Origin of the sequence: Pseudomonas sp. NPDC089408 (assembly GCF_044749445.1) — a bacterium.
In the GTDB taxonomy this organism is placed as follows: Bacteria; Pseudomonadota; Gammaproteobacteria; order Pseudomonadales; family Pseudomonadaceae; genus Aquipseudomonas.
Map to the genome: position 1 here is coordinate 209221 of NZ_JBIVHY010000001.1, position 26536 is coordinate 235756.

The window sequence follows — 26536 nt, forward strand, 5'->3', positions numbered from 1 at the left end:
GCCTGTGGCTGGCACACTAGCGCAAATGGCCCGGTACAGGAGCGGGCCCGCTTTGGAGTCGACGATGAAAGACTGGCTGGACGAGATCAAGTGGAACAGCGATGGCCTGGTACCGGCGATCGCCCAGGACCACAAGACCGGACGCGTGCTGATGATGGCCTGGATGAACCGCGAATCGCTGGCCCTGACTGCCGCCGAGCAACGCGCCATCTACTGGTCGCGTTCGCGTGGCAAGCTGTGGCGTAAAGGCGAAGAATCCGGGCATGTGCAGAAGTTGCATGAACTGCGCCTGGACTGCGACGCCGACGTGATCATCCTGATGGTCGAGCAACTGGGCCATATCGCCTGCCATACCGGCCGTGAAAGCTGCTTCTACCGCGTCTTCGAAAACGGCCAGTGGAAAATCGTCGACCCGGTCCTGAAAGACCCGGATGCCATCTACAGCGCAGGACACTGACATGAGCGACACCCTCAACCGCCTGGCCGCAGTGCTTGAAGAACGCAAGCAAGCGGCGCCTGACAGCTCCTACGTGGCCAGCCTGTACCACAAGGGCCTGAACAAGATCCTTGAAAAGCTCGGCGAAGAGTCGGTCGAAACGATCATCGCTGCCAAGGACGCCGCGATCAGCAAGGATTACAGCGATGTCATCTACGAAACCGCCGACCTGTGGTTTCATAGCCTGGTGATGCTCAGCGCGCTGGGCCAGCATCCGCAGGCCGTGCTGGATGAGCTGGACCGCCGCTTTGGTTTGTCCGGGCATGATGAGAAGGCCGCACGGCAGCCATCTGCCTGATGTAATTTAGGTGCGTGGTGCCCCTCTCTTTTTTGTGGGAGCGGGTTCACCCGCGAAGAATGCGACGCGGTGTATGGCACCGGCCAAGCCGGTGTTCGCGGGTGAACCCGCTCCCACAGGGACCGCGTTGCCAGAACAATTCGCTTTACCTGTAAATTTCAGGAGTACGAAATGGGTATCTTTGACTGGAAACACTGGATCGTCCTGCTGGTGGTCGTGGTCCTGGTGTTCGGCACCAAGAAGCTGAAAAACTTCGGCAGTGACCTGGGCGAGTCGATCAAGGGCTTTCGCAAGGCCATGAACGACGAAGAGACCAAGCCGGCCGAGCCAACCACGCCGCCTGCCCAGCCCGTGCCGCCGGTGCAGGCACCTCACCAGCAGAGCAGCGCCCAGCCGCAGCAAGGCCACACCATCGAGGGCCAGGCCCAGCCGGTCCACGAGCCACAGCGGAAAGACTGACCATGTTCGGCATCAGCTTCAGTGAGCTATTGCTCGTCGGCCTGGTCGCCCTGCTGGTGCTCGGCCCCGAGCGCCTGCCGGGTGCCGCGCGCACCGCAGGCCTGTGGATCGGCCGCCTCAAGCGCAGCTTCAACAGCATCAAGATGGAAGTAGAGCGCGAAATCGGCGCCGACGACATCCGCCGCCAGCTGCACAACGAGCACATCTTGCAGATGGAAGAGGAAGCCAAGCGCATCCTCAACCCGCTGACGCCACCTGTGCAGCCGCCGGTAACCACGGCCAGCGTGCAGCCACCTGCCGGCCTCGAAGCCAGGCCGGTCGAGCCGCCTGCCGCGCCGGCCGCCCCTTCTGAACCGCCTCAACCGCCGCGAGCCCCATGAGCGAGAACCCGGAACACGACCAGCCGATGCCGCTGGTTTCGCACCTGACCGAACTGCGCACCCGCCTGCTGCGTTGTGTTGCGGTCATTTTCCTGATCTTTGCCGGGCTGTTCAGCTTCGCCCAGCAGATCTACACCATTGTTTCGGCGCCCTTGCGTGATCACTTGCCGGCCAACGCGACGATGATCGCCACCGACGTGGCCTCGCCGTTCCTTACGCCGTTCAAGCTGACCATGATCGTCTCGCTGTTCCTGGCGATCCCGTTCATTCTCCAGCAGATCTGGGGCTTTATCGCTCCTGGGCTGTACCGCCACGAAAAGCGCATTGCCATTCCACTGCTGATATCGAGCATCCTGCTGTTCTATGCCGGCATGGCCTTCGCCTATTTCCTGGTGTTCCCGCTGATGTTCAAGTTCTTCGCCGCTGCCACCCCGGCAGGCGTGGCGATGATGACCGACATCGCCAACTACCTCGACTTCGTGATGACGCTGTTCTTCGCCTTTGGCGTGGCCTTCGAAATCCCGGTTGCGGTGGTGCTGCTGGTGTGGATCGGCGTGGTCGACGTGAAGTACCTGAAAAAGATTCGTCCCTACGTGATCATCGGCTGCTTCGTGGTCGGCATGGTCCTTACGCCGCCGGACATTTTCTCGCAGACCCTGCTGGCCGTGCCCATGTGGCTGCTGTTCGAGATCGGCGTGCTGTGTGGCAGCCTGATCCGCAAGCGCGGTGCCCACGACGAAGCCGCCGACGATCCTAACGACCAGCCACCAGCGACCCAACCGTGAATCTGCTGCTTCTTGAAGAGGCCGACTTTGTTTCGGCCGACCGCGTCGTTCTTGCTGATCGTCGCTTCACCCACATGCAGGAAATCCACCGTGTGGCGGTGGGCGACAACCTGCGGGTGGGCCGCATCAATGGTCTGATGGGCAAGGCCACGGTGCTGCGCGTGGAACAGCACCAGGCCGAGCTGGAGGTGGCCTTCGACCAGCCGCCACCGGCCAAGCTGCCGCTGACCCTGGTGCTGGCGGTGCCCCGCCCGAAAATGCTGCGCCGGCTGTTCCAGACCGTGGCCACCCTCGGCGTGCCGCGGCTGATCCTGGTGAACAGCTACAAGGTCGAGAAGAGCTTCTGGCAAACGCCGTTCCTGCAGCCGCAGAGCATCCGCGACAACCTTATCCTGGGCCTGGAACAGGCGCGTGACACGGTGCTGCCCGAGGTGATCATCGAGAAGCGCTTCAAGCCGTTCGTCGAAGACCGCCTGCCGGCGATTGCCGCTGGCACCCTGGGCCTGGTCGGCCATCCCGGCCCCTACCCTGCCTGCCCGCGTGCCGTGGACCAGGCCGTGACCCTGGCGATCGGCCCCGAGGGTGGCTGGATCCCCTATGAAATCGACCTGCTGGGCAAGGCCGGCCTTGCGCCTGTGCAACTGGGTGATCGCATCTTGCGGGTGGAAACAGCTGTCACGGCACTACTATCGCGAATTTTCTGACAAACACATCGGAATTTTCCTCCCATCAAGTTTCACGCTCCCAGGCCGATGGCCTTGGCAACACAACAATGATTAGTGCTGCCAACGCCGAGGGAGTCGCACATGTATCAATGGATCGCCCATTCACTGGGCAATATCAGCGTCAATCGCAAACTCGGGCTGGGGTTCGGGCTGGTTCTGCTGTTGACCTTGGCCATCACCCTGACCGGGTGGCACGGCCTGGACAGCATCATTGATCGGGGCGACAAGCTCGGTAACATCTCTGTCATCCAGCAGCACACCCAGGAGTTGCGCATCGCCCGCCAGCACTACGAGCGGCGGCGTGACGACGCGTCGGTGGCAGAGCTGGAAAAGACGTTGGGCAAACTCGACCACCAGGTGCAGCTGATGCTGGGGCAGATCGAAGACCCGACGGACCGCCAGCGCCTAGAGCAGCAACGCGACGCCGTGCAGGTTTACCAGCAGGCGTTCAACGAGCTGAAACAGGCCGGCCAGCGGCGCGAGGCCAGCCGTGACGTGCTCGGCGACAGCGCAGACAAGGCAGCCGAACTTATCGACAAGGTACAGCGCGGCTTGCTTGAGGGCGGCGTGGTCAGCCAGTACCAGCACGCCGTCGAAGTCAGTGCCCAGTTGCAGCAGGCGCGCTTCCAGGTGCGCGGCTACACCTACAGCGGCAACGCCAGCTTCCAGCAGACCGCCCTGCAGGCCATTGACCGGGCACTGCAAGAGCTGCGCGCGCTACCCGGCAAAGTCGGCGCCGAACACGCCGCCAGCCTCGACGACGCCAGCGCCGCCCTGGCCAGCTACCGCGATGCGGTCACCCAGTTCGGCAACGCGCAAGCGGCAAGCGAACGAGCCCTGCAACACATGGCTGACCAAGGCACCGTGCTGCTGGAAACCAGCCAGGCCATGACCACCTCGCAAACGGATCGACGCGACGCGGCTGCGGCTCAGGCCAAGACCCTGCTGGCCGTTGCCACCCTGTTGGCCTTGGTCCTCGGCCTGCTGGCTGCCTGGGTCATCACCCGGCAGATCATCATCCCACTGCGCCAGACGCTGCAGGCCGCAGAGCGTGTGGCCAACGGCGACCTCAGCCAGGGGCTGCAGGTGCAACGCCGGGACGAGCTGGGCCAGCTTCAAGCCAGCATGCAACGCATGACCCAAGGCCTGCGCGAATTGATCGGTGGCATCGGCGATGGGGTCACCCAGATCGCCAGTGCGGCCGAGCAGCTGTCGGCCGTGACCGAGCAGACCAGCGCTGGGGTCAACAACCAGAAGGTCGAGACCGACCAGGTCGCGACCGCCATGAACCAGATGACCGCCACCGTGCACGAAGTGGCCCGTAACGCCGAGCAGGCCTCGGAAGCCGCTGTCATGGCCGACCAGCAAGCCCGCGAAGGCGACCGTGTGGTGGGCGAGGCCGTGGCGCAGATCGAGCGCCTGGCCGGCGAAGTGGTCAACTCCAGCGAGGCGATGAACCAGCTCAAGGCCGAAAGCGACAAGATCGGCAGTGTGCTCGACGTGATCAAGTCGGTGGCCCAACAGACCAACCTGCTTGCCCTTAACGCCGCGATCGAGGCCGCCCGCGCCGGTGAAGCCGGGCGTGGCTTTGCCGTGGTCGCCGACGAAGTACGCAGCCTGGCCCAGCGCACCCAGCAGTCGACTGAAGAGATCGAAGAGCTGATTGCCGGCCTGCAGAGCGGCACCCAGCGGGTGGCCAGCGTGATGGACAACAGCCGCCAGCTGACCGACAGCAGCGTCGAACTGACCCGCCGTGCCGGCAGCTCGCTCGAAACCATCACCCGTACCGTGTCGTCGATCCAGGCGATGAACCAGCAGATTGCTACGGCGGCAGAGGAACAGACGGCCGTGGCCGAGGAGATCAACCGCAGCGTGATGAATGTGCGTGATATTTCCGACCAGACCTCGGCGGCCAGTGAAGAGACCGCCAGTTCGAGCGTGGAGCTGGCGCGGCTGGGTACCCATTTGCAGGGGTTGGTGGGGCGGTTCAGGCTCTGACCTAAAGTAATGGGCCGCCTGTTCTGGCCTCTTCGCGGGTGAACCCGCTCCCACAGATATCGCGCAGGACCCAAGGCTTGTGCAGTACCTGTGGGAGCGGGTTCACCCGCGAAGAGGCCAGAACAGGCGAAAAACCTCCTACTCTTTGCGGCGAATTTTCCTACACGATTATCAGGTCAAGTCCTACAGCTCCGCTGCCGATGAGCAGAGGTGTGATGCCAGCAATCCGCCTGCATCCCTCTCTCACTTGCACGGAGACTCCCCATGCTCGGCTACCTCAACCGCAAGCTCGGCAACATCAGCGTCGCCGCCAAGCTCGGCCTCGGCTTTGCCGTGGTCCTGCTGCTTACCCTGGCTACTACCATCAGCGGCTGGCGCGCGCTGGACGAGGCCATCATCCGCTCGCAGCAACTGAGCGAAATCGGCACGATCAATGACCTGACCAAGGACCTACGCGCAGAGCGCATCACCTACCGCGTGCTCAACGACGACGCCAGCAAAGCGCGCATCGGCAATATTCTTGATCAGCTCAACAATAGGCTCACCACCCTGCAGCAACGCAGTAACGTCGATGAGTCGCGAGAAATGCTGACCGAAAAGCTGGCATTGCTGCAGCAGGTCCGCGACGAATTCAGCGAGCTGCAGCGCAGTGTCGCCAACCGCCTCGAGCTGCAAGCAGCGATGCAGGCGCAACAGCAGAAGCTCAATGTAGCGATTGACGACCTGCAGACCCAGGCGCTGCTGAAAATGCCGGCAGACAGCCAGCAAAGCGGCCTACTGGGGTTGATGGACACCCTTAGCCGCCATGTCGAAGGCGCCCAGCAGCAAAGCCTGGTGCCAGCGTATACCTTTAGCCCGGTCGAGGACTTCAGCAAGGTCGGCGACAGCGCCCTGGACGCTGCCGATACCAGCCTTGGGCAGCTGCTCAGAGGGGTTGCGCAACTGGGCTTGCCGCGGAGCCTGATCGAGCAGCCGGGGGTCGAACTGAACAAGTACCGCGCCAGCCTGGATCAGTACCGCCGTGCTGCTGTGCGTGCCGAGCAGTTGCAGAACAGCATGGAAAACAAAGGCAACGAGCTGCGCGCGGTAAGCCTTGAACTGGGTAAACGCAAGATCGAGCAGCGCGACAGCGAAGCATTGGCGGCGCGTTCTCTGCTGACCAGCGTGGCACTGCTGGCATTGGTGGTCGGAGCGGCAGCTGCCTGGTTGATCACCCAGCAAATCACCCAGCCGCTGCGCCAGACCTTGGTCGTAGCCGGGCGCATCGCCAACGGCGACCTGAGCCAGGTAGAACCTGCGCAACGCCGCGACGAGATGGGCCAGCTGCAAGCCAGCATGGGCGAAATGACCCTGAGCTTGCGCCAGCTGATCGGCGGTATCGACCAAGGTGTGGGCCAGCTGTCGCAGGCTGCCTCACAGCTGGCGGCAACCAGCGAGGACACCAAAATGCGGATCAACCAGCAGCGTGAAGAAACCGACCAGGTGGCCACGGCCATGAACCAGATGAGCGCGACCGTGCAAGAGGTGGCGCAAAATGCCGAACAGGCCTCGTTCGCCGCCACCAATGCCGACCAGCAGGCGCAGCTGGGCGACCAGGTGGTGAGCGAAGCGATCGGGCGTATCGAGCAACTGGCCGGGCAGATGGACCACTGCCTGGCGGCCATGCAGCACCTGGCGGGTGAGAGCCAGCGGATCGGCAGCATACTCGATGTGATCAAGTCGGTTTCCGAACAGACCAACCTGCTGGCTCTGAACGCGGCGATCGAAGCGGCCCGCGCCGGTGAAGCCGGCCGCGGTTTTGCCGTGGTCGCCGATGAAGTGCGCGGGCTGGCACAGCGCACCTCGACCGCGACCGAAGAAATCGGCCAACTGATCGACAGCCTGCACCACGGCACCGACGAGGTCACCCGGCTGCTGGACAGCAGTAAGAACCTTACCGAGCAGAGCGTGGAGCTAAGCCGCAAGGCCGGCCTGGCGCTGGGCCAGATCACCGATACGGTGTCGCATATCCAAGGCATGAACCAGCAGATCGCCACCGCCAGCGAAGAGCAGAGCGTGGTGGCCGAGCAGATCAACCGTAGCGTGCTGAATGTGCGCGATGCGTCCGATCAGACCAGTGCGGCCAGTGAGCAGACGGCGGCTTCGAGTGGTGAGCTGGAGCAGTTGGGGCAGCAGTTGCGGGGGATGGTGGGGCGGTTCAACATCTGAGACCGAGTCGCCTGCTTCGCGGGTGAACCTACTCCTACAACTATTTCCGCTGTTCCAAGGACAGCACAATACCTGTGGGAGCGGGTTTAACCGCGAAGAGGCCTGCGCAGGCTAAAGCACCTGACGCAGGAAGGCCTGCGCACGCGGGTCTTTCGGTGCAGCGAAGAATGCGGCGGGGGCCGAGTCTTCCAGCAGCTTGCCATGGTCGAAGAACAGCACGCGGTCGGCCACTTCGCGGGCAAAGCCCATTTCGTGGGTAACGCAGACCATGGTCATGCCTTCCTGGGCCAGGGTCTTCATCACGTCCAGCACCTCGCCGACCATTTCCGGGTCGAGCGCCGAGGTCGGTTCGTCGAACAGCATCACTTTCGGGTCCATGGCCAGGGCGCGGGCAATGGCTACCCGCTGCTGCTGGCCACCCGACAGACGCGACGGGAACTCGTTGGCCTTCTGCGCAATGCCAACCTTCTCCAGCAACGCCCGGGCCTTGGCCTCGCGGTCAGCCTTGTTGCGCTTGCGCACCACCTTCTGCGCCAGGCAGAGGTTTTCCAGCACGGTCATGTGCGGGAACAGGTTGAAGTGCTGGAACACCATGCCGACTTCGCGGCGGTAGGCGTTGATGTCGGTCTTCGGGTCGGCCAGTTGCAGGCCGTCGATGGCCACATGGCCTTGGTCGAAATGCTCCAGGCCGTTGAGGCAGCGCAGGAAGGTCGACTTGCCCGAACCGGAAGGGCCGAGCACCACCACCACTTCACCCTTTGCCACCTGAGTGGTGACGTTATCCACAGCCCGTACCACCTGGCCACGGGTGTCGAAGACTTTCAGCAGGTCACGGACTTCAATCACTTTGCGCAAGCCTCCGCTCAAGCCGGCTGGCGATGTGCGACAGCGGCAGGTTGATCAGCAGGTACAGGCCTGCCACGCAGAACCAGATCTCGAAGGTCGAGAACGAGGTGGTGATGGCCTCGCGGCCGCTCTTGGTCAGTTCGGTGATGGCGATTACCGAGACCAGCGAGGTGTCCTTGACCAGGCTGATGAACTGCCCGGCCAGCGGCGGCAGCACGCGCTTGAACGCCTGCGGCAGGATCACGTGGCGCATCGACTGGCCAGCGTTCAGGCCCAGCGAGCGCGCGGCTTCGTTCTGGCCCTTGGCGATCGACTGCACACCCGCGCGGACGATTTCCGCCACGTAGGCGCCGGTGAACAGCGCCAGCGCCGCCACCCCGGCAAACTCGCGGGACAGGTTGAGCACGGTGCCGATGAAGAAGTAGAAGATAAAGATCTGCACCAGCAGCGGCGTGCCGCGCACCAGTTCGACGTATACGGTCGACAGGTCACGCAGGGTCGGGTTGTTCGACAACCGGCACAAGCCGGCGAACAAACCGATCACCAGGCCGAACGCACCGGACACCACCGAGATCCACAACGTGGTCCACAGCCCCCAGGCCAACGGGCCAGCGGCCCAATGCCGGGTCACACCAATCTGGTCGCCTTCAGCAACATCGTCGCCACGGCTCAGTTGCAGGCTGTCCTTGGCCACATCGAGCACTTGCTCGGCGCCGCTTTCGTCTTTCAACGTGACGCGGGCGTTATCGCCGGAAATGACGATTTCCTGCACGGTGCCGTAACCGGCTGCGCGCTGTGTTTCTTCGGCCTTGTAGGCGAAGTACTGCGGTACGCGGTTCCAGCGCCACTCGTAGGAAATCATCGAGGTGGCCATGTACAGGCTGAACGCCAGGCCCACCAGGACCAGGGCGGTCAGCCCGTGCCAGGGCCACTGGGCTTTCTTGTGTTTGATCACGTGGGGTACTTCCGTAAATGCGAACGCGCAGGGTTTGCCTGCGCGTCGAGGTCATAAAGCCGGGCTTTTGGCCTGGGCCTTATTCCATTTCCTTCAGCCAGTCCTTGTTCTTGAACCACTTGTCGTGGATACGATCGTAGGTCCCGTCATGCTTGATCTGGTGCAGGAAGTTGTTGATGAAGTTGATGCTGTCGTAGTCGCCTTTCTTCAGGCCGAAGGCCAGCGGCTCGTAGGTGAAGGGTTCTTCGAGGAACAGCAACTTGCCGGCACCGGCCTTCTCGACTGCCACCACGTTGTACGGCGCGTCGTAGACGAAGGCGTCAGCCTTGCCGTTGACCACGTCCATCACCGCTTCCTGTTCGTTGTCGTAGCCGTGGTACTTGGCTTTGCCGATCAGCTTCTTGGACACCATTTCGCCGGTTGTGCCCAGCTTGGAAGTCAGGCGGTACTTCTCGTTGTTCAGGTCTTTGTACGACTTGATCTCGCCAGCCAGCTCCTTGCGGATCAGCAGGGTCTGGCCAACCACGATGAAGGGCTCGCTGAAGTTCAGGCGCAGGTTGCGTTCCTGGGTCAGGGTCATGCCGCTGCCGATCATGTCGAACTTGTCGGTCAGCAGGGCCGGGATGATGCCGTCATAGGCTGTGGAAACAGCCTCGAACTTGACGCCCATCGACTTGGCCATGGCTTTGAGGATATCGACTTCGAAGCCAATGATCTCGCCACGTTTGTTGGTCATCTGGAACGGCATGTAGGTCGGGTCCATGCCCACCCGCAGGGTGCCGCGCTTTACCGCTTCATCGATGGCGCCGGCCTGGGCCGCAGTCACGGCGACCAAGGCGGTGACACCGACCAGCAGTCGCGAAAGGTATTTCTTGATCATCACGAAGTCCCCTAGCAAGAAAAGAGCGAATCTTATTGTGTTGGCACGGCCGTACTGGCCGATGCGTCGTATCGGAGAGGGATGCTAACGCATGGCGGGCCGGGGACCTAGAGCTGGGGGGGACTTTGTTGGCCAAAATAGGGGTGGGGCCCTAAAAGCTTCGCGGGTGAACCCGCTCCTACAAGGGATACCCATTCCCATGTAGGAGCGGGTTCACCCGCGAATAGGCCCTGTCAGGCGCCGACGAGTGCCGGTTGGCCTTCATTCTCCGGATGCAGCGGCAACAGTGGCGAATGTGGGTCGTTCTTGATAGAGGCACGCCACACATCGATCCACGCCGCGTTGTGCTCGGCCCACACCTGCTCGTGCAGGCGGGTCAGCGCGACCGGGTCGCTGAGCAGCGCCAGGCGGGTATTGAGGTCCAGCCCTTTCGGCCCGACCTCGATCGCCTTGGCCACGCGCTCGGCACGCAGTGCCTCGATGGGCGCCGCTTGCCCGTGGCGGGCAGTGGCCATGGCGCAGGCCAGGGCGTTCTGCCGCGGGTCGACCACTGCACGCACGAAGCCGTCATGCAGGGCATGCCAGCGGTTTTCGTGGGTGTACTGGTCGGTCGCCAGCAATTCTTGCGGCGTGGCGTATTCCTCGGGGATGAGGAACAGCTTCTCGTCCTTGGCTGCCAGGCCCAGGCGGGTGCGGCTGGAAATGACCGATACCGGGATCGACAGCACCAGCGAACCGACAATAGGCGCCAGCCACCACAGGAAGCTCGGGTTCAGCCAGGCCACCAGGCCGGCCCAGGCAATACCCAGCAGGGTCTGCGGGCCATGCCGACGCACCGCTTCGCTCCACGGGGTGGAGTCGTCATCACGCTGCGGCGAGTTCCAGGTTGCGGCCCAGCCAAGGAACGCGGCCAGTACGAAACGGGTGTGGAAGATCATGCGCACCGGCGCCAGCAGCATGGAGAACAGCATCTCCATCAGCATCGACAGGGTGACCTTGATCCGCCCACCGAACTCGACGGCGCCCTTGGCCCAGATCAGGATAACGCTGAGCAGCTTGGGCAGGAACAACAGCACAATGGTGGTGGAGAACAGTGCCACGGCCTTCTCGGGGTGCCACTGCGGCCACAGCGGGTAAAGCTGGTACGGCTCGATGAAGTACTGCGGTTCCATCAGCGTGTTGGTCGCCAGCAGCGCGGTCGACAGCACCAGGAACAGGAACCACAGCGGCGCCGACAGGTACGACATCACCCCGGTGAGGAACACGGCACGGTGTACCGGGTGCATGCCCTTGACCAGGAACAGGCGGAAGTTCATCAGGTTGCCGTGGCACCAGCGGCGGTCGCGCTTGAGTTCGTCGAGCAGGTTCGGCGGCAGTTCTTCGTAGCTGCCCGGCAGGTCGTAGGCGATCCACACGCCCCAGCCGGCACGGCGCATCAGCGCAGCTTCGACGAAGTCGTGGGACAGGATGGCCCCGGCGAACGCGCCCTTGCCCGGCAACGGCGCCAGGGCGCAGTGCTCGATGAACGGCTTCATGCGGATGATCGCGTTGTGGCCCCAGTAGTGCGACTCGCCCAGCTGCCAGAAGTGCAGGCCGGCGGTGAACAGCGGGCCGTACACGCGGGTGGCGAACTGCTGCATGCGCGCATACAGGGTGTCCATACCCGAGGCTTTCGGCCCGGTCTGGATGATGCCGGCGTCCGGGTTGGCCTCCATCAGGCGTACCAGGCTGCTCAGGCATTCGCCGCTCATGACGCTGTCGGCGTCGAGCACGACCATGTACTTGTACTCGCCGCCCCAGCGACGGCAGAAGTCGTCGAGGTTGCCGCTCTTGCGCTTCACCCGGCGCCGGCGGCGGCGGTAGAAGATACGGCCGAAACCTTTGGTTTCGCGGCACACGTCCAGCCAGGCCTGTTGCTCGGCCACGGCAATGTCGGTGTCGTTGGTGTCGCTGAGCACGAAGAAGTCGAAGCGGTCGAGGTTGCCGCTGGCGGCCACCGACTCGAACGTTGCACGCAAACCGGCGAATACGCGCGGCACGTCTTCGTTGCAGATCGGCATCACCAGGGCGGTACGCGCCTCGGGCGCGATCGGCTCGTCGCCGGCGCTGCTGCCGGAAATCTTGTACTTGTCACGCCCGGTGAGCAGCTCGAGGAAGCCCATCAGTGCGGTCCAGAAGCCCGCCGACACCCAGCAGAACAGGATACCGAAGAGGATCAGGATGGACGTCTGCAAGGCATACGGCCACACCTGCACCACCGTGTCCCACAGCGACTGGCTAAGAATTTCGTCAAGGTCGACGAACGACCAGCCCTGGTACGGCAGGATGCCCTTCATGTACCAGCCGGCGACGATGGTCTGGCCGATCATCAGGGTCAGCAGGATGTAACGGCGGATCGAGCCAACCGTACGCCAGCGTGCCGGCGGCAGTTCGCGCTTGGGCGGCTGCGGCGCGTTGGGGCGGCCGGTCATACGCCGCCACATGCGGATCAGCACGTTGGTGCGCCAAGGCTCTGGCACGACCTTGGTGCGCTTGATCGGCGGGGCAATCTTCAGGCATAGGCGGCCGCTGCCATCGACGCCGAGCATTTCGGCATCTTCCAGCTCGGCGGCGCTGCCTACGGTCAGGCGCGGCCCTACCGAGGCCTGTACGGCCTCTGCAGGGCTGGCGGCCGGGTTGGCTGCCAGGCGTTGGTGCAGCTCACTGAACGAGGTGCAGCTGGCAAGTTCTGCCCGCTGCTCGTCGCTCAGTGGTAGGTGAGCCAGGTACTCGCCAAGCGATACTGGCCTTGCGTTTGAGTCACTCATCGGCAGGCAACTGATAGCTCCAGGTCTCGGTCAACACCTTTTCGGTGGTGGCCGGGGCCCCGTTGGTGGATGCCGCATCGGCGGCAGGTTGTTCGGCCTTGGCGGCTTTGTCGGCCTTGGCATGCTTGGCTCCAGCCTTGTCCTGCTTGGCGTCCTGGGCAGGCTTGGCAGGTTCGACAGGCACATCACGCACCAGCGCGGCGCGCATTTCGGTCGACTTGTTGGCTTCCTTGACCTTCAGGCGCAGGGTCAGGCGCCAGCCCTTGGTCTCAGGGTTATAGCGCAGATTGTTCTCGACCACCTCGGCGTTGTCACCGACGCTGATCTGGCTGCGCACTGCGGTGTCTTCCGGCAAAGCGGCCAGGGCCGGGCTGGCGAAGTCGACCAGGAAGGCGACGCTGCCGTCTGGCTGACGGATCAGGTTGGACTGCTTGACGTCACCGGTAGAGCGCAGGGTCTGCTTGACCCAGCCCAGCTCAGGGGCCTGGAACTGCTGCTCGTTGATGGTCCAGTGCAGGCGGTAGGCGTATTCCACCGGGGTGCCGGGTTCCGGCAGCTTTTCCGGGCTCCAGAAGGCCACGATGTTGTCGTTGGTCTCGTCGGCAGTCGGGATTTCGACCAGGTCGACGGTGCCCTTGCCCCAGTCCCCCTTCGGCTCGATCCAGGCGCTCGGGCGCTTCTGGTAGTTGTCGTCGAGGTCTTCGTAGTCGCTGAAGGCGCGCTGACGCTGCATCAGGCCGAAACCACGCGGGTTCTCGACGCTGAAGTTGCTCACGGCCAAGTGTTTCGGGTTGTTCAGCGGGCGCCAGATCCACTCGCCGTTACCGGCGTGGATCGACAGGCCTTCGGAATCGTGCAGGGCCGGGCGATAGTTGAGGACCTTGGACGGCTGGTTGGGGCCGAACAGGTACATGCTGGTCAGCGGGGCAATGCCCAGGCGGCTGACGTGGTCACGCAGGTACACGCGCGACTGCACATCGACCACGGTGTCGCTGCCCGGGCGCAGGATCAGCTTGTAAGCACCGGTGGAACGCGGCGAATCGAGCAGGGCGTAGATCACCAGGTGCTTGTCGGCCGGTTTGGGCTTTTCTACCCAGAACTCGGTGAAGCGCGGGAATTCCTCGCCCGACGGCAACGCGGTGTCGATGGCCAGGCCACGGGCCGACAGGCCGTATACATGCCCCTTGCCGACCACGCGGAAATAGCTGGCGCCGAGCAGGGTCATGATCTCGTCCTGCTTGTCGGCCTTGTTGATCGGGTACAGCACGCGGAACCCGGCATAACCGAGGTTCTTGGTGGTTTCCGGGTCGTGCGGCACGTCACCGAACTCGAAACGGCTCGGGTCGTACTTGATTTCCTCGACCGTGCTGGCCGTCACCTCGTTGATTTTCACCGGGGTGTCGAAGTGCATGCCCTGGTGATAGAACGACAGCTTGAACGGGGTCTTGTCCTTGGCCCACTCGGCCTTTTCCTGCAGGAAATGGATTTTCTGGTAGTCCGCGAACTTCATGTCACGGAACACCGCCGGCAGGTTGCTTTTGGGCGCTTCGTACTTCTGGCCGGCCAGATCCTTTGCCTTGGCTGCAACATCGTCAAGATTGAATGCCCACAGCTGGCCCGCGCTCATCAGGCCGACCAGTGCCACACTGGCCATCAGGGCCTTGCGCAGCCCGGTGCCGGGGATTCTTGATGCTTTTTGGGGACTAACAATCACGAGCAACCCTCGCCGAAAACAGATCATGAAACCAACGGCCAGCGACAAATGCCGGGTTGGCGAGCACTGTTCGGACCCCGTAAGGGCGTAATGATTCCCCAAACGGTTCCAGACAATGCTCGAGTCAGAGTGAAACGAACCTGCGAACGCAGGTCCATGCAGCGCGCGATTATCCAGCAGGTTGCGTGACAACGCATCAGGCCGGAACAACTATTTATCGTACAAAACCCCTTGTTTTCCTATGAACAAGGGGTTTATTGCCTTCATATTTGTAACATAAATGTCACTGGGCCATCATTGACCAGGTGCACCTGCATGTCCGCGCCGAACCGTCCACTCGCCACCTCGGCGTGCTGGCTCTTTGCTTGCTGCAAAAGATAGTCGAACAATTCGGCACCAAGGGCCGGCGGCGCTGCCGTCGAGAAGCTCGGGCGCATGCCGTTGCGGGTATCCGCCGCCAAGGTGAACTGCGACACCAGCAGCAACCCGCCCCCAACATCCTTGAGCGACAGGTTCATCTTACCCTGCTCATCGCTGAACACACGGTAGTTCAACAGCTTGTGCAACAACTTATCGGCCTGTTCGCGGGAATCTTCAGGCTCGACCGCCACCAGCACCAGCAAACCCTGGTCGATGGCGCCAACCACCTCCCCCGCCACTTCCACCCGCGCACCGCGTACGCGTTGCAGCAGGCCCCTCATGCTTCTTCCAGGGGCAGGTCGAGCAGGCGCCGGGCCATCTGGTCCGCGGCGCGCACCAGGGCATCGGTAATGCCTGGCTCGGAAGCCGCATGGCCGGCGTCACGAATCACTTTTAGCTCGCTGTTCGGCCAGGCCTGGTGCAGCGCCCAGGCGTTGTCCAGCGGGCAGATCACGTCATAGCGGCCATGCACGATCACCGCCGGCAGGTGGGCAATTTTCGGCAGGTCGCGAATCAGCTGGTCGGGCTCGAGGAAGGCGTTGTTCATGAAGTAATGGCATTCGATACGCGCAATCGACAGCGCCCGCTGCGGCTCGGAGAAGCGGTCGACCACCAGCGGGTTCGGGCGCAGGGTTGCCGTGCGGCCTTCCCAGGTAGACCAGGCCTTGGCGGCGTGCATCTGGGCAATCTGGTCGTTGCCGGTCAGGCGCTTGTGGAAGGCCTTGACCAGGTCGCCACGCTCTTCCAGCGGAATCGGTGCAATGTAGTCCTGCCAGTAGTCCGGGAACAGGCGGCTGGCACCCTCCTGGTAGAACCATTGGATTTCCTGGGGACGACACAGGAAGATGCCGCGCAGGATCAGGCCATGCACCCGCTCAGGGTGGGTCTGGGCGTAGGCCAGGGCCAGGGTGGAACCCCACGAGCCACCGAACAGCACCCATTTGTCGATCCCCAGGTGCTCACGGATGCGCTCCAGGTCCTCGACCAGGTGCCAGGTGGTGTTGTTCTCCAGGCTTGCGTGCGGCGTGGAGCGGCCACAGCCGCGCTGGTCGAAAGTGATGATGCGGTACAGCGTAGGGTCGAAATAGCAACGGCTCTGGGCGTCGCAACCGGCGCCCGGGCCACCGTGGATGAACACCACCGGCAGACCTTCTGGCGAACCGCTTTCGTCGACATACAGCACATGCGGCGCTTCCACGGCCAGATCGTGCCGGGCGTAGGGTTTGATCTGCGGGTAGAGGGTCTGCATTGCGCACTCCGTGTGAGGATTTAATCTGCCGTTGGGCATCATAAACCTGAATTGCGCTTAGAGCATGCCCCCCGCTATCAATCGCCGCACGTTGCCGCTGACAAGCGCACGGCCTGGTTACCGCCGTGCACCATACCGGCCCACGCCCCATGCCAGACAAGCCTGCAACAAGTGCTGCAAAACTTGCTGGGTCGGCTGTGCCAAATCCTCGCGGTAGGCGAACGGCTGGGTTTCCTCCATATAGGTACTCTGCGCCAGCTCCAGTTGCACCGCATGGATATGGTGGGCCGGGTCCCCGTAATGCCGGGTGATGTGGCCACCCTTGAAGCGACCGTTGAGCACATGGCTATAGCCCTTCGCTTCGGCGCACACGTCTTGCAGCTGTTCTGCAAGAGCCGGATCGCAACTGGCGCCGTTGAAGGTGCCCAGGTTGAAGTCCGGCAACTTGCCGTCGAACAGGTGCGGGATCAGCGAACGGATCGAATGGGCATCCCACAGCAGGGCGTAGCCGAACTGCTCACGCAAGCGGTCCAGTTCATTGCGGATGGTGTTGTGATAAGGGCGCCAGATTTGTTCCAGGTACTGCTTGCGTTGCTCGCGGGTCGGCTCCAGGCCGGCCTTGAACAGCGGCTCGCCCTCGAACAGGGTGGCCGGGTACAGGCCGGTGGTGGCACCGGCGTACAGCGGTTTGTCGTCATCCGGTCGGTTCAGGTCGATGACGAAGCGTGAGTACTCCGCCGCCACCACGCTGGCGCCCATGTCGCGGGCAAAATCGTACAACTGCGGGATATGCCAGTCGGTGTCGGGCAAGCTGCGCGCCGCCTCGACCAGCCCGTTGTCTACCGCCGGCGTCAGTTTCAGCCCAGCGTGCGGCATGCTGATCAGCAGTGGCAGGCGGCCCTGGTGAAAACTCAGTACCTTGTCCATCGTGCCTCACTCAGTTGGAAATTTCGTGGCCCTTGCGCACCACGCGCTTGGGCAGGTCGCCGCCCAGCCAGTAGGCCAGGTCGGCGGGGCGCTCGATTTGCCAGGCGACAAAGTCGGCGACCTTGCCGACTTCCAGCGAGCCATGGCTGTCGCCCAAGCCCAGTGCCGTGGCGGCATGCACCGTGACGCCGGCCAGGGCCTCTTCCGGGGTCATGCGGAAGCAGGTGCAGCCCATGTTCAGCATCAGCCGCAGCGACAACCCTGGCGAAGTGCCGGGGTTGAGGTCGCTGGCCAGGGCAATCTTCACGCCGTGGCGGCGCAATGCGTCCATCGGCGGCAACTGGGTTTCACGCAGGAAGTAGAACGCGCCGGGCAGCAGCACGGCGACGGTGCCGGCTGCAGCCATGGCGATGGCGTCTTCTTCGGTCATGAATTCCAGGTGGTCGGCCGACAACGCCTGGTAGCGCGCCGCCAGGCTGGAGCCGTGCAGCGACGAAAGCTGTTCGGCGTGCAGCTTGACCGGCAGGCCCAGCTCGCGCGCCTTGATGAACAGGCGCTCGACCTGGGCCGGCGAGAACGCCAGGTGTTCGCAGAAGGCATCCACTGCATCCACCAGGCCCTCGGCGGCCAGCGCCGGGAGCATTTCGTCGCAGATGTGCGCGATGTAGTCGTCGGCACGGCCGGCGTACTCCGGCGGCAAGGCATGCGCGGCCAGGCAGGTGGCACGCACTGCCAGCGGCAGCTCGTCGGCCAGCCGGCGGGCCACACGCAGCATCTTGCGCTCGTTGGCCAGGTCCAGGCCGTAGCCGGACTTGACCTCGAGGGTGGTCACGCCATCGCGCATCAATGCCTCAACCCGCTGGCGCGCACTGACGAACAGCTCGTCCTCGCTGGCCGCGCGGGTGGCCCGTACGGTGCTGGCGATGCCGCCGCCCTGGGCGGCAATTTCGGCATAGCTCACGCCTTGCAGGCGCTGCTCGAACTCGCCGCTGCGGTTACCACCGAACACGGCGTGGGTGTGGCAGTCGATCAGCCCCGGGGTGACCCAGGCGCCGCCCAGGTCCACGCTGCGCTCGGCATCTACCGGCGTCAGCCCGGCGCGTGGGCCGATCCACTCGATCAGCCCGGCGTTGGTGACGATGGCCGCATCCTCGATAACCGAGTAACGGCCTTCGGCCATGGTTGCCACATGGCAGTGCTGCCAGACGGTTCTCATGCACAATCTCCTTTTACTAGCGGTGCAACTCGGCAGGCTCTGCGGCCGGCTGGCCCTGCCCTGCGCGCGGCTTGCACCACAGCAGGTAGGACGCGACCAGGAACACCACCCAGACCACGCCAACCATCAATGCCGCCTGAGTGTCCGGGAAGTAGCCGAGCACGCCAAAGATGAACACCATGAACGCAATGGCCATGGCCGGGCCATAAGGCCAGAACGGTACCGGGAACTTCAGCTGGGCCACTTGTTCACGGCTCATGCTGCGGCGCATGGCCACCTGGGTTACCAGAATCATCAGCCACACCCATACGGTGGCGAAGGTGGCGATGGAGGCAATCAGCAGGAACACGTTTTCCGGGATCAGGTAGTTGAGCAGCACGCCGATCAGCAGCGCGGCCCCCATTACCACCACGGTCATCCACGGCACGCCGTGCTTCGACAACTTGCTGAAGCCGCGCGGCGCGTGGCCCTGCTGGGCCAGGCCGTACATCATGCGGCCAGCGCCGAAGATGTCGCTGTTGATGGCCGAGATGGCCGCAGAGATCACCACGACGTTCAGCACGGCGGCGGCCGAGCCGATGCCCAGGTTGCTGAAGATCTGCACGAACGGGCTGCCTTCGCTGCCGATCTGCGGCCATGGGTACAGGCACATCAGCACGAACAGGGTAAGCACGTAGAACAGCAGGATACGCAGCGGCACCGCGTTGATCGCCTTGGGGATGACGCGCTGCGGGTCTTTGGCTTCACCGGCAGTGACGCCGATGATCTCGATGCCACCGAAGGCGAACATCACCACCGCGAACGAGGCGATCAGGCCACCAATGCCGTTCGGCATGAAGCCGCCATGCTCGAACAGGTTGCTCACGCCCACGGCGTGCCCGGTGCCTACCTGGCTGAAGCCGAAGGCCATGATGCCGAGGCCGGCCAGGATCATCGCCACGATGGCGCCGACCTTGAGCAGCGACAGCCAGAACTCCATTTCGCCAAACACCTTGACGTTGCACAGGTTTAGGCCGCCGATCAGGAAGACGATGCCCAGCACCCAGATCCAGCGGGCTACCTCCGGGAACCAGAAGCCCATGTAGATACCGAAGGCAGTGACGTCGGCGATGGCAACGATGACCATCTCGAAGGCGTAGGTCCAGCCGAGGATAAAGCCGGCCATGGGGCCGAGGTAGGTGGTGGCGTAGTGGCCGAAGGAGCCGGCCACCGGGTTGTGCACGGCCATTTCACCGAGGGCGCGCATGACCATGAACACGGCGGCGCCGCCGATCAGGTAGGCCAGCAGCACGGCCGGGCCGGCCATCTGGATAGCCGAGGCGGAACCGTAGAACAGGCCGGTGCCGATGGCCGAACCAAGGGCCATGAAGCGGATGTGGCGGGCACTTAGCCCGCGCTTGAGACCTTGAGCTTGTTGCATGTCACGTCCTTAAATTGTTTTTGTGGTCGTGAGATCGAAGGGGGCTGCTCTGCAGCCCTTCGCGACACAAGGCCGCTCCTACAAGGGAGCGCGTCGCCTTTTGTAGGAGCGGCCTTGTGTCGCGAAAGGGCCGCATAGCGACCCCAGGGGCATCACAGGCTTGGCAGCACACCCGCCGGCAGCAGGCCGGTCAGGCTACCCTTGGCCAACAGTTCCACGGCCTTTTCGATGTCCGGCGCAAAGAAACGGTCACGGTCGTAATGCGGTACTTCGCTGCGCAGGGCCTTGCGCGCCTGCTCCAGCTTGGCCGAAGTCTTCAAGCCTTTGCGCAGGTCGAGGCCCTGGCAGGCACCCAGCCATTCAATGGCCAGCACGCCACGGGTGTTCTCGGCCATTTCCCACAGGCGCTTGCCGGCAGCCGGGGCCATGGACACGTGGTCTTCCTGGTTGGCCGAGGTCGGCAGGCTGTCGACGCTGTGCGGGTGCGACAGGGCCTTGTTTTCGCTGGCCAGGGCGGCAGCGGTAACCTGGGCGATCATGAAGCCGGAGTTGACCCCGCCGTTTTCCACCAGGAACGGCGGCAGCTGGGACATGTGCTTGTCCATCATCAGCGAGATGCGGCGCTCGCTCAGCGAGCCGATTTCGGCGATGGCCAGGGCGATGTTGTCGGCGGCCATGGCCACCGGTTCGGCGTGGAAGTTACCACCGGAAATCACGTCACCTTCGGCAGCGAACACCAGCGGGTTGTCGGACACGGCGTTGGCTTCGATGCCCAGTACCTCGGCAGCCTGGCGCAGCTGGGTCAGACAAGCGCCCATGACTTGTGGCTGGCAACGCAGCGAGTACGGGTCCTGGACCTTGTCGCAGTTCTTGTGCGACAGCGACACTTCGCTGGAGTCGCCCAGCAGGTCGCGGAAGCAGGCAGCGGTGTCGATCTGGCCGCGCTGGCCACGCACGGCATGCACGCGGGCATCGAACGGCGAACGCGAGCCCAGCGCGGCTTCGACGGTCAGGCCACCACAGGCAATGGCGGCAGCGTAAAGGTCTTCGGCCTGGAACAGGCCACGCAGGGCGTAGGCTGTGGAAGCCTGGGTACCGTTGAGCAGGGCCAGGCCCTCTTTGGCAGCCAGGGTCAGTGGCTCGAGGCCGGCAATCGCCAGCGCTTCGCTGGCCGGCAGCCATTGGCCTTTGTAACGGGCCTTGCTTTCACCCAGCAGTACCAGCGACATGTGCGCCAGTGGCGCGAGGTCGCCCGAGGCGCCAACCGAGCCCTTGAGCGGAATGTGCGGGTAGACCTCAGCGTTGACCAGGGCGGTCAGCGCGTCGATGACTTTACGGCGGATGCCGGAGAAGCCGCGGCTGAGGCTGTTGATCTTCAGCACCATGATCAGGCGCACCAGGTCGTCATCCAGCGGCGCGCCAACACCGGCGGCGTGGGACAGCACCAGCGAGCGCTGCAGGTTTTCCAGGTCGTGGCTGGCGATGCGGGTCGAGGCCAGCAGGCCGAAACCGGTGTTGATGCCGTAGGCGGTGCGGTCTTCGGCCAGGATCTGCTCGACGCAGGCAACGCTGTCGTTGATCGGCTGGTCGGCGCTGGCGTCCAGCTGCAGGCGCACGGGCGCGGCGTGGATCGCGCGCAGCTGGGCCAGGGTCAGGGTGCCGGGCTTGAGGGTGAGTTCGGTCACGTTACTACTCCAATCGCGTGGAGCCGCAGGCCCGTTGTGAGGTGCCTGCGCGCTCTTTCTTGTTGTTCAGTATCACCCCTCGCGGGGTGCGAGCCAAAGCGTGGCGATCAGCCAGTGATCATTGGCAGGTCCAGGCCCTGCTCCTTGGCGCAGTCGATGGCAATGTCGTAACCGGCATCAGCGTGGCGCATTACGCCAGTGCCTGGGTCGTTGGTCAGCACGCGGGCGATACGCTCGGCGGCTTCATCGGTACCGTCGCAGACGATGACCATGCCCGAGTGCTGGGAGAAGCCCATGCCTACACCACCACCATGGTGCAGCGACACCCAAGTGGCGCCGCCTGCGGTGTTCAGCAGGGCGTTGAGCAGCGGCCAGTCGGAGACGGCATCGGAACCATCACGCATGGCTTCGGTTTCGCGGTTGGGGCTGGAGACCGAACCGGAGTCCAGGTGGTCACGACCGATAACGACCGGCGCCGACAGCTCGCCACTGCGGACCATTTCGTTGAAGGCCAGGCCGAGCTTGGCGCGCAGGCCCAGGCCAACCCAGCAGATACGGGCTGGCAGGCCCTGGAAGCTGATGCGCTCGCGGGCCATGTCCAACCAGCGGTGCAGGTGGGCGTCGTCCGGGATCAGTTCCTTGACCTTGGCGTCGGTCTTGTAGATGTCTTCGGCTTCACCCGACAGCGCCGCCCAGCGGAACGGGCCGATGCCGCGGCAGAACAGCGGGCGAATGTAGGCCGGGACGAAGCCTGGGAAGTCGAAGGCGTTGGCCACGCCCTCTTCCTTGGCCATCTGGCGGATGTTGTTGCCGTAGTCGAAGGTCGGGATGCCCTGCTTCTGGAAGTCGAGCATGGCCTGCACGTGTACGGCCATCGACTGCTTGGCGGCCTTGACCACGGCAGCCGGCTCGGTCTGGGCGCGGTCGCGGTACTGTTCCCAGGTCCAGCCGGCGGGCAGGTAGCCGTTCAGGGGGTCGTGGGCGCTGGTCTGGTCGGTGACCATGTCCGGGCGCACGCCACGCTTGACCAGCTCTGGCAGAATTTCGGCGGCGTTGCCGTGCAGGGCGATGGAAATGGCCTTGCCTTCAGCGGTGTACTTGGCGATGCGCGCCAAGGCGTCGTCCAGGTCAGTGGCCTGTTCGTCGACGTAGCGGGTTTCCAGGCGGAATTCGATACGGCTTTGTTGGCATTCGATGTTCAGCGAGCAGGCGCCGGCCAGGGTAGCGGCCAGTGGCTGTGCACCGCCCATGCCGCCCAGGCCAGCGGTGAGTACCCACTTGCCTTTCAGGCTGCCGCCGTAGTGCTGGCGACCGGCTTCGACGAAGGTTTCATAGGTACCCTGGACGATGCCTTGGCTGCCGATGTAGATCCAGCTGCCGGCGGTCATCTGGCCGTACATGGCCAGGCCCTTGGCGTCCAGTTCGTTGAAGTGCTCCCAATTGGCCCAGTGCGGCACCAGGTTGGAGTTGGCGATCAGCACGCGTGGGGCGTTGCTGTGGGTCTTGAACACGCCGACCGGCTTGCCCGACTGCACCAGCAGGGTTTCGTCGTCTTCCAGGCGGGTCAGGGTTTCAACGATCTTGTCGTAGCAGGCCCAGTTGCGCGCTGCGCGGCCGATACCGCCGTACACCACCAGTTCTTTCGGGTTCTCCGCGACCTGCGGGTCGAGGTTGTTCATCAGCATGCGCAGTGGCGCTTCGGTCAGCCAGCTTTTGGCGGTCAGCTTGTTGCCACGTGGGGCACGGATTTCAACGTCACGGTATTTGTTGTTGTCGGTCACGGGAAAAGTCCTCTGCGGTCGTCCGCGGGCGGGGGTATGTCGTGGTCAATATACAAACACACCTTTACTTGTATGTACAAGCATGGACAACCAAAATAGTTGGACCGATCCGCTGAATGGCTTGAGTTTTGTGATGGTGCATAGATCGAGCGCCGCCCGCGCGGCGCTTCGCGGCGCAAGGCCGCTCCCACATTTGTTTCGGGCCAGTTATTCCTGTGCCTTTGGCGCGCGCATCCTGGGTGCATGGCTGGAGATTGCTGAAGAGCAGCGGCGCAGCCGGTATCGAAGGGGACAAACAGGGCGGACAGAGGTGAGCCCACAGGACTGCTTGGCCCGAAACAGATGTGGGAGCGGCCTTGCGCCGCGAAGCGCCGCGCGGGCGGCGCTCGATCTCACAGGCGACAAAAACCTAAAGCCGAACCCTCAGCGCCCAACCAGCTCGATCAGGCAACACCGCCCCTGCACATCCAGCCCCAGCAACGCATCGTTGCCTTCCAGCCGCAGGCAATCATACAAGCCCAGCCGCTGTGCCTCACGCCCGGCCATGCCCACCTCGACCTGATTGCCCGCAGCAAACAACAGCACCGTCGACGCCGAGCTATACACCCGGCTGGTACCATCCAGCCATTGCAACCGCGCCCGATAGCGTTGCGGCGCATAGATCAGATTGAAATCGCGAATCGCCCCGCCCAGCAGCTTGCAACTGACCTGGCTTTCGCCACTGAAGGCAAAGGCATCGAACGGCAGCAACGGCCGGCTGGCCTGGCCGTCGACCTGCAGGCGCATGCCGTCGCCCTGCAGCACGGTGATGATCCGCTGGTAGCCGGCAAAGGTGGAAAAGCCGCCCGACTCCTCGATATCGGCAATCGATAGACGCCAGCCAAAGCCGTCCAGGCCCTCGCCATTGTCGCGGGTAATTTCTTCGGTGAAACCGCCACCGTTCTTCCACGGCATGCGCGGGTAGTCCTGCGCACGCAACAACTGCAACTGGCTCATTTACTGAAACGTCCTTCCAGACGATGACGGGAACCGGGGTGAATCAACCGCGCAGCAGTTACCGGCTGGCGGCCGGACCAGGTACGACGGCGGATCAACAGGCATGGTTCGCCCCGCTCTATCTGCAGCAGGCTGCATTCATCCGGCTCGGCCAGGATCGCTTCGACCACGTGCTCGCCCTCGGTCAGCGGCGCCACCTGGGACAGGTAGGCGTAAGGCGTCTGCCGGGTAAAGTCCTGCTTGAGGTAGTCGGGGGCAATCGCCGCATTGACGTAGCGGTCCTCGATCTGCACCGGCACGCCGTTCTCAAAATGCACGATCAGCGAATGGAACACCCGCTGGCCTTCGCGCATATCCAGGGCCAGGGCGCGTTCGGAGCCGGCCGCTTCCTCGGTAAGGGTGATCACCTGGCAGCTATGCTGGTGGCCGCGCGCGGCAATCTCGTCGGCAATGTTGTTGACTTCGAACAACGCCGAACGGCCCTTGGGCTCGGCGACGAAGGTACCCACACCTTGCATGCGCACCAGCAGGCCTTCGGCGGTGAGTTCGCGCAGGGCGCGGTTGATGGTCATGCGGCTGAAGCCCAACTGGTTGACCAGCTCGCTCTCAGAGGGTACCCGGTGATGCGGCGGCCAGCTGCCGTTGTCGATCTGCTGGATGATCATCTGTTTGACCCGGGCGTACAGCGGCGCCGGGCCCTCGCCCATCTGGGCAACCAGCGCGGAGACAGGAGGTGTCGGCACGGCGGTGAATCCTTGTGCAAATGGAATGAGCGGTAGCTTGCCGCAGTTTACCCGGCAGGCAAACGGCTGTATATGTATATACAAGTTAACAATAACAGGATTTGCACCGATGTCCGCCTACTTTGCCGAACGCGCCCTGCTGCCCACCGGCTGGGCCAGCCATGTCCGCATCGAGGTCGCCAGCGATGGCCATGTGGCCAGTATCGAGCCCGGCGCCTCGGCTGAAGGCGCCGAGCGCCTGGCTGGCCCGCTGCTGCCCGGCATGCCCAACCTGCACTCTCATGCCTTCCAGCGCGCGATGGCGGGCCTGGCGGAAATTGCCGGCAACCCCAACGACAGCTTCTGGACCTGGCGCGACCTGATGTACCGCCTGGTCGGGCAGATCAGCCCGGACCAGCTACAGGTCATCGCCCGCCAGCTTTACATCGAAATGCTCAAGGCCGGCTACACCTCGGTCGCCGAATTCCATTACGTGCACCACGACCAGGCCGGCCAGCGCTACGCCGATCCGGCCGAGCTGTCGCGCCGCATCAGTGCGGCGGCGGTCGACAGCGGCATTGGCCTGACCTTGCTGCCGGTGCTGTACAGCCATGCCGGCTTCGGCGGCCAGGCGCCGAATGATGGGCAGCGGCGCTTCATCAACGCCACCGAACAGTACCTGCAGTTGCAAGCGCAACTCGCCCCGCTGCTGGCCGCGCAACCGGCACAGCAGTTGGGCTTGTGCTTCCACTCGCTGCGGGCGGTGACGCCCGGGCAAATCGCCGAAGTGCTGGCCGCCAGCGACAGACAGTGCCCGGTGCATATCCACATTGCCGAACAGCAGAAGGAAGTCGACGACTGCCTGGCCTGGAGCGGCCTACGCCCGCTGCAGTGGCTATATGAGCACGTGGACGTGGACCGGCGCTGGTGCCTGGTGCACGCCACCCATGCCGAGGCGGATGAAGTGACGGCCATGGCCCGCAGCGGTGCGGTGGCCGGGCTATGCCTGACCACTGAAGCCAACCTGGGCGACGGGATATTCCCGGCAGTGGACTTCCTGGCGCAGGGTGGGCGCATGGGCATTGGCTCGGACAGCCATGTGTCGCTGAGTGTGGTGGAAGAACTGCGCTGGCTGGAGTATGGCCAACGGCTGCGGGACCAGCGGCGCAACCGCCTGTATCGCGGCGACCAGCCGATGGTCGGGCGTACGCTGTATGACGCCGCGCTGGCGGGAGGTGCGCAGGCGCTGGGGCAGGCGGTCGGGGAGCTGGCCGTGGGCAAACGTGCCGACTGGCTGGTGCTTGATGGGCAAGATCCTTATATCGCCATGGCGGATGGCGATGCCATTCTCAACCGCTGGCTGTTTGCCGGGGGTGATCGCCAGGTGCGCGATGTGATGGTGAACGGGCAGTGGGTGGTGCGCCAGGGGCGGCATGCGCAGGAAGAGCAAAGCCGGTTGGCGTTTGCCGAGGTATTGCGCCAGCTGTTGGGGTAGGTGCATTGGGGCTGCTTTGCAGCCCTTTCGCGACACAAGGCCGCTCCTACAGGGGACCGCGATCGCCTGTAGGA

Annotated in this window: 23 protein-coding genes and 2 pseudogenes; 11 read left to right on the forward strand and 14 right to left on the reverse strand. The window is 63.7% G+C overall.

Annotation, left to right across the window (positions count from 1 at the left end):
* Nucleotides 1-64: 64 nt before the first annotated feature.
* From hisI to ACIP02_RS00965, 10 genes and pseudogenes are all read left to right on the forward strand, one after another.
* A complete protein-coding gene (gene hisI, locus ACIP02_RS00920) occupies nt 65-457 on the forward strand; it encodes a phosphoribosyl-AMP cyclohydrolase (protein ID WP_400612334.1) in 393 nt (130 codons plus the stop codon).
* A gap of 1 nt (nt 458) precedes the next feature.
* On the forward strand, nt 459-794 hold the full coding sequence (locus ACIP02_RS00925) for a phosphoribosyl-ATP diphosphatase (protein ID WP_400612337.1): 336 nt from the start codon (nt 459-461) through the stop codon (nt 792-794).
* A 171-nt stretch (nt 795-965) separates the two neighbouring features.
* Nucleotides 966-1253, forward strand: coding sequence for a twin-arginine translocase TatA/TatE family subunit (locus ACIP02_RS00930; RefSeq protein ID WP_400612339.1), 288 nt, complete (start codon nt 966-968; stop codon nt 1251-1253).
* Nucleotides 1254-1255: 2 nt separating this feature from the next.
* On the forward strand, nt 1256-1633 hold the full coding sequence (tatB, locus tag ACIP02_RS00935; protein WP_400612341.1) for a Sec-independent protein translocase protein TatB: 378 nt from the start codon (nt 1256-1258) through the stop codon (nt 1631-1633).
* On the forward strand, nt 1630-2418 hold the full coding sequence (tatC, locus tag ACIP02_RS00940) for a twin-arginine translocase subunit TatC (RefSeq protein ID WP_400612344.1): 789 nt from the start codon (nt 1630-1632) through the stop codon (nt 2416-2418). The genes tatB and tatC overlap by 4 nt, the downstream gene beginning before the upstream one ends.
* Nucleotides 2415-3122, forward strand: coding sequence for a 16S rRNA (uracil(1498)-N(3))-methyltransferase (locus tag ACIP02_RS00945; protein ID WP_400612346.1), 708 nt, complete (start codon nt 2415-2417; stop codon nt 3120-3122). The genes tatC and ACIP02_RS00945 overlap by 4 nt, the downstream gene beginning before the upstream one ends.
* Before the next feature lie 102 nt (nt 3123-3224).
* Nucleotides 3225-4286, forward strand: a pseudogene (locus tag ACIP02_RS00950) (methyl-accepting chemotaxis protein); the annotation flags it as partial.
* A 141-nt stretch (nt 4287-4427) separates the two neighbouring features.
* Nucleotides 4428-5141, forward strand: coding sequence for a methyl-accepting chemotaxis protein (locus ACIP02_RS00955; protein WP_400613227.1), 714 nt, complete (start codon nt 4428-4430; stop codon nt 5139-5141).
* A gap of 264 nt (nt 5142-5405) precedes the next feature.
* Nucleotides 5406-6446: pseudogene (locus ACIP02_RS00960) on the forward strand (methyl-accepting chemotaxis protein); the annotation flags it as partial.
* A 198-nt stretch (nt 6447-6644) separates the two neighbouring features.
* Nucleotides 6645-7349 carry a methyl-accepting chemotaxis protein gene (locus ACIP02_RS00965; RefSeq protein ID WP_400613229.1) on the forward strand — a complete coding sequence of 235 codons (705 nt, stop codon included), beginning with the start codon at nt 6645-6647 and terminating at the stop codon, nt 7347-7349.
* Between the two features lie 111 nt (nt 7350-7460).
* Here the strand turns inward: ACIP02_RS00965 and ACIP02_RS00970 are convergent, their stop codons facing one another.
* The 14 genes from ACIP02_RS00970 to hutC all read right to left on the reverse strand — a co-directional run bounded on the left by ACIP02_RS00970 (nt 7461) and on the right by hutC (nt 24952).
* Entirely contained in the window at nt 7461-8195 is a 735-nt protein-coding gene (locus tag ACIP02_RS00970; protein WP_003249271.1) for an amino acid ABC transporter ATP-binding protein, read from the reverse strand.
* Nucleotides 8188-9150, reverse strand: a complete 963-nt coding sequence (locus ACIP02_RS00975; protein WP_400612348.1) for an amino acid ABC transporter permease — start codon at nt 9148-9150, stop codon at nt 8188-8190. Before ACIP02_RS00975 ends, ACIP02_RS00970 begins: the two co-directional genes overlap by 8 nt.
* Nucleotides 9151-9229: 79 nt before the next feature.
* On the reverse strand, nt 9230-10027 hold the full coding sequence (locus ACIP02_RS00980) for a transporter substrate-binding domain-containing protein (RefSeq protein ID WP_027921050.1): 798 nt from the start codon (nt 10025-10027) through the stop codon (nt 9230-9232).
* Between the two features lie 236 nt (nt 10028-10263).
* Entirely contained in the window at nt 10264-12837 is a 2574-nt protein-coding gene (gene mdoH / locus ACIP02_RS00985) for a glucans biosynthesis glucosyltransferase MdoH (protein WP_400612350.1), read from the reverse strand.
* A complete protein-coding gene (locus tag ACIP02_RS00990; protein WP_400612352.1) occupies nt 12830-14551 on the reverse strand; it encodes a glucan biosynthesis protein G in 1722 nt (573 codons plus the stop codon). The genes mdoH and ACIP02_RS00990 overlap by 8 nt, the downstream gene beginning before the upstream one ends.
* Nucleotides 14552-14814: 263 nt before the next feature.
* Nucleotides 14815-15252: a D-aminoacyl-tRNA deacylase gene (dtd, locus tag ACIP02_RS00995; RefSeq protein WP_400612354.1), complete on the reverse strand. Its 438-nt coding sequence runs from the start codon at nt 15250-15252 to the stop codon at nt 14815-14817.
* On the reverse strand, nt 15249-16220 hold the full coding sequence (gene pip / locus ACIP02_RS01000; protein ID WP_400612356.1) for a prolyl aminopeptidase: 972 nt from the start codon (nt 16218-16220) through the stop codon (nt 15249-15251). Before pip ends, dtd begins: the two co-directional genes overlap by 4 nt.
* A gap of 117 nt (nt 16221-16337) precedes the next feature.
* Complete coding sequence (gene hutG / locus ACIP02_RS01005; RefSeq protein ID WP_400612358.1) at nt 16338-17147, reverse strand: N-formylglutamate deformylase; 810 nt, start codon at nt 17145-17147, stop codon at nt 16338-16340.
* 10 nt (nt 17148-17157) lie between these two features.
* Nucleotides 17158-18363 (reverse strand): imidazolonepropionase, encoded by a 1206-nt coding sequence (gene hutI, locus ACIP02_RS01010; RefSeq protein WP_400612361.1) that lies wholly within the window; start codon nt 18361-18363, stop codon nt 17158-17160.
* 16 nt (nt 18364-18379) lie between these two features.
* Entirely contained in the window at nt 18380-19783 is a 1404-nt protein-coding gene (locus ACIP02_RS01015; RefSeq protein ID WP_400612364.1) for an amino acid permease, read from the reverse strand.
* Between the two features lie 152 nt (nt 19784-19935).
* A complete protein-coding gene (gene hutH / locus ACIP02_RS01020) occupies nt 19936-21468 on the reverse strand; it encodes a histidine ammonia-lyase (RefSeq protein WP_400612367.1) in 1533 nt (510 codons plus the stop codon).
* Nucleotides 21469-21575: 107 nt separating this feature from the next.
* Nucleotides 21576-23249, reverse strand: coding sequence for a urocanate hydratase (gene hutU, locus ACIP02_RS01025; protein ID WP_400612369.1), 1674 nt, complete (start codon nt 23247-23249; stop codon nt 21576-21578).
* 423 nt (nt 23250-23672) lie between these two features.
* On the reverse strand, nt 23673-24245 hold the full coding sequence (locus tag ACIP02_RS01030) for a HutD family protein (protein WP_400612371.1): 573 nt from the start codon (nt 24243-24245) through the stop codon (nt 23673-23675).
* Nucleotides 24242-24952, reverse strand: a complete 711-nt coding sequence (gene hutC, locus ACIP02_RS01035; protein ID WP_400613232.1) for a histidine utilization repressor — start codon at nt 24950-24952, stop codon at nt 24242-24244. The genes ACIP02_RS01030 and hutC overlap by 4 nt, the downstream gene beginning before the upstream one ends.
* 145 nt (nt 24953-25097) lie before the next feature.
* Between hutC and ACIP02_RS01040 the strand changes: the two genes are divergently transcribed.
* A complete protein-coding gene (locus ACIP02_RS01040; protein ID WP_400612373.1) occupies nt 25098-26462 on the forward strand; it encodes a formimidoylglutamate deiminase in 1365 nt (454 codons plus the stop codon).
* The last annotated feature ends 74 nt before the right edge of the window (nt 26463-26536 follow it).

Bases quoted from the DNA above. Each gene is read 5' to 3' on its own strand.
- ACIP02_RS00965 (WP_400613229.1), top strand. From the start codon at position 6,645: ATGAGCGCGACCGTGCAAGAGGTGGCGCAAAATGCCGAACAGGCCTCG.
- hutC (WP_400613232.1), bottom strand. From the start codon at position 24,952: ATGGGCGAGGGCCCGGCGCCGCTGTACGCCCGGGTCAAACAGATGATC.
- tatB (WP_400612341.1), top strand. From the start codon at position 1,256: ATGTTCGGCATCAGCTTCAGTGAGCTATTGCTCGTCGGCCTGGTCGCC.
- ACIP02_RS01030 (WP_400612371.1), bottom strand. From the start codon at position 24,245: ATGAGCCAGTTGCAGTTGTTGCGTGCGCAGGACTACCCGCGCATGCCG.
- hutG (WP_400612358.1), bottom strand. From the start codon at position 17,147: ATGGACAAGGTACTGAGTTTTCACCAGGGCCGCCTGCCACTGCTGATC.
- pip (WP_400612356.1), bottom strand. From the start codon at position 16,220: ATGCAGACCCTCTACCCGCAGATCAAACCCTACGCCCGGCACGATCTG.
- ACIP02_RS01015 (WP_400612364.1), bottom strand. From the start codon at position 19,783: ATGCAACAAGCTCAAGGTCTCAAGCGCGGGCTAAGTGCCCGCCACATC.
- mdoH (WP_400612350.1), bottom strand. From the start codon at position 12,837: ATGAGTGACTCAAACGCAAGGCCAGTATCGCTTGGCGAGTACCTGGCT.
- tatC (WP_400612344.1), top strand. From the start codon at position 1,630: ATGAGCGAGAACCCGGAACACGACCAGCCGATGCCGCTGGTTTCGCAC.
- ACIP02_RS00930 (WP_400612339.1), top strand. From the start codon at position 966: ATGGGTATCTTTGACTGGAAACACTGGATCGTCCTGCTGGTGGTCGTG.
- hutI (WP_400612361.1), bottom strand. From the start codon at position 18,363: ATGAGAACCGTCTGGCAGCACTGCCATGTGGCAACCATGGCCGAAGGC.
- dtd (WP_400612354.1), bottom strand. From the start codon at position 15,252: ATGAGGGGCCTGCTGCAACGCGTACGCGGTGCGCGGGTGGAAGTGGCG.
- ACIP02_RS00925 (WP_400612337.1), top strand. From the start codon at position 459: ATGAGCGACACCCTCAACCGCCTGGCCGCAGTGCTTGAAGAACGCAAG.
- ACIP02_RS00955 (WP_400613227.1), top strand. From the start codon at position 4,428: ATGAACCAGATGACCGCCACCGTGCACGAAGTGGCCCGTAACGCCGAG.
- ACIP02_RS01040 (WP_400612373.1), top strand. From the start codon at position 25,098: ATGTCCGCCTACTTTGCCGAACGCGCCCTGCTGCCCACCGGCTGGGCC.
- hisI (WP_400612334.1), top strand. From the start codon at position 65: ATGAAAGACTGGCTGGACGAGATCAAGTGGAACAGCGATGGCCTGGTA.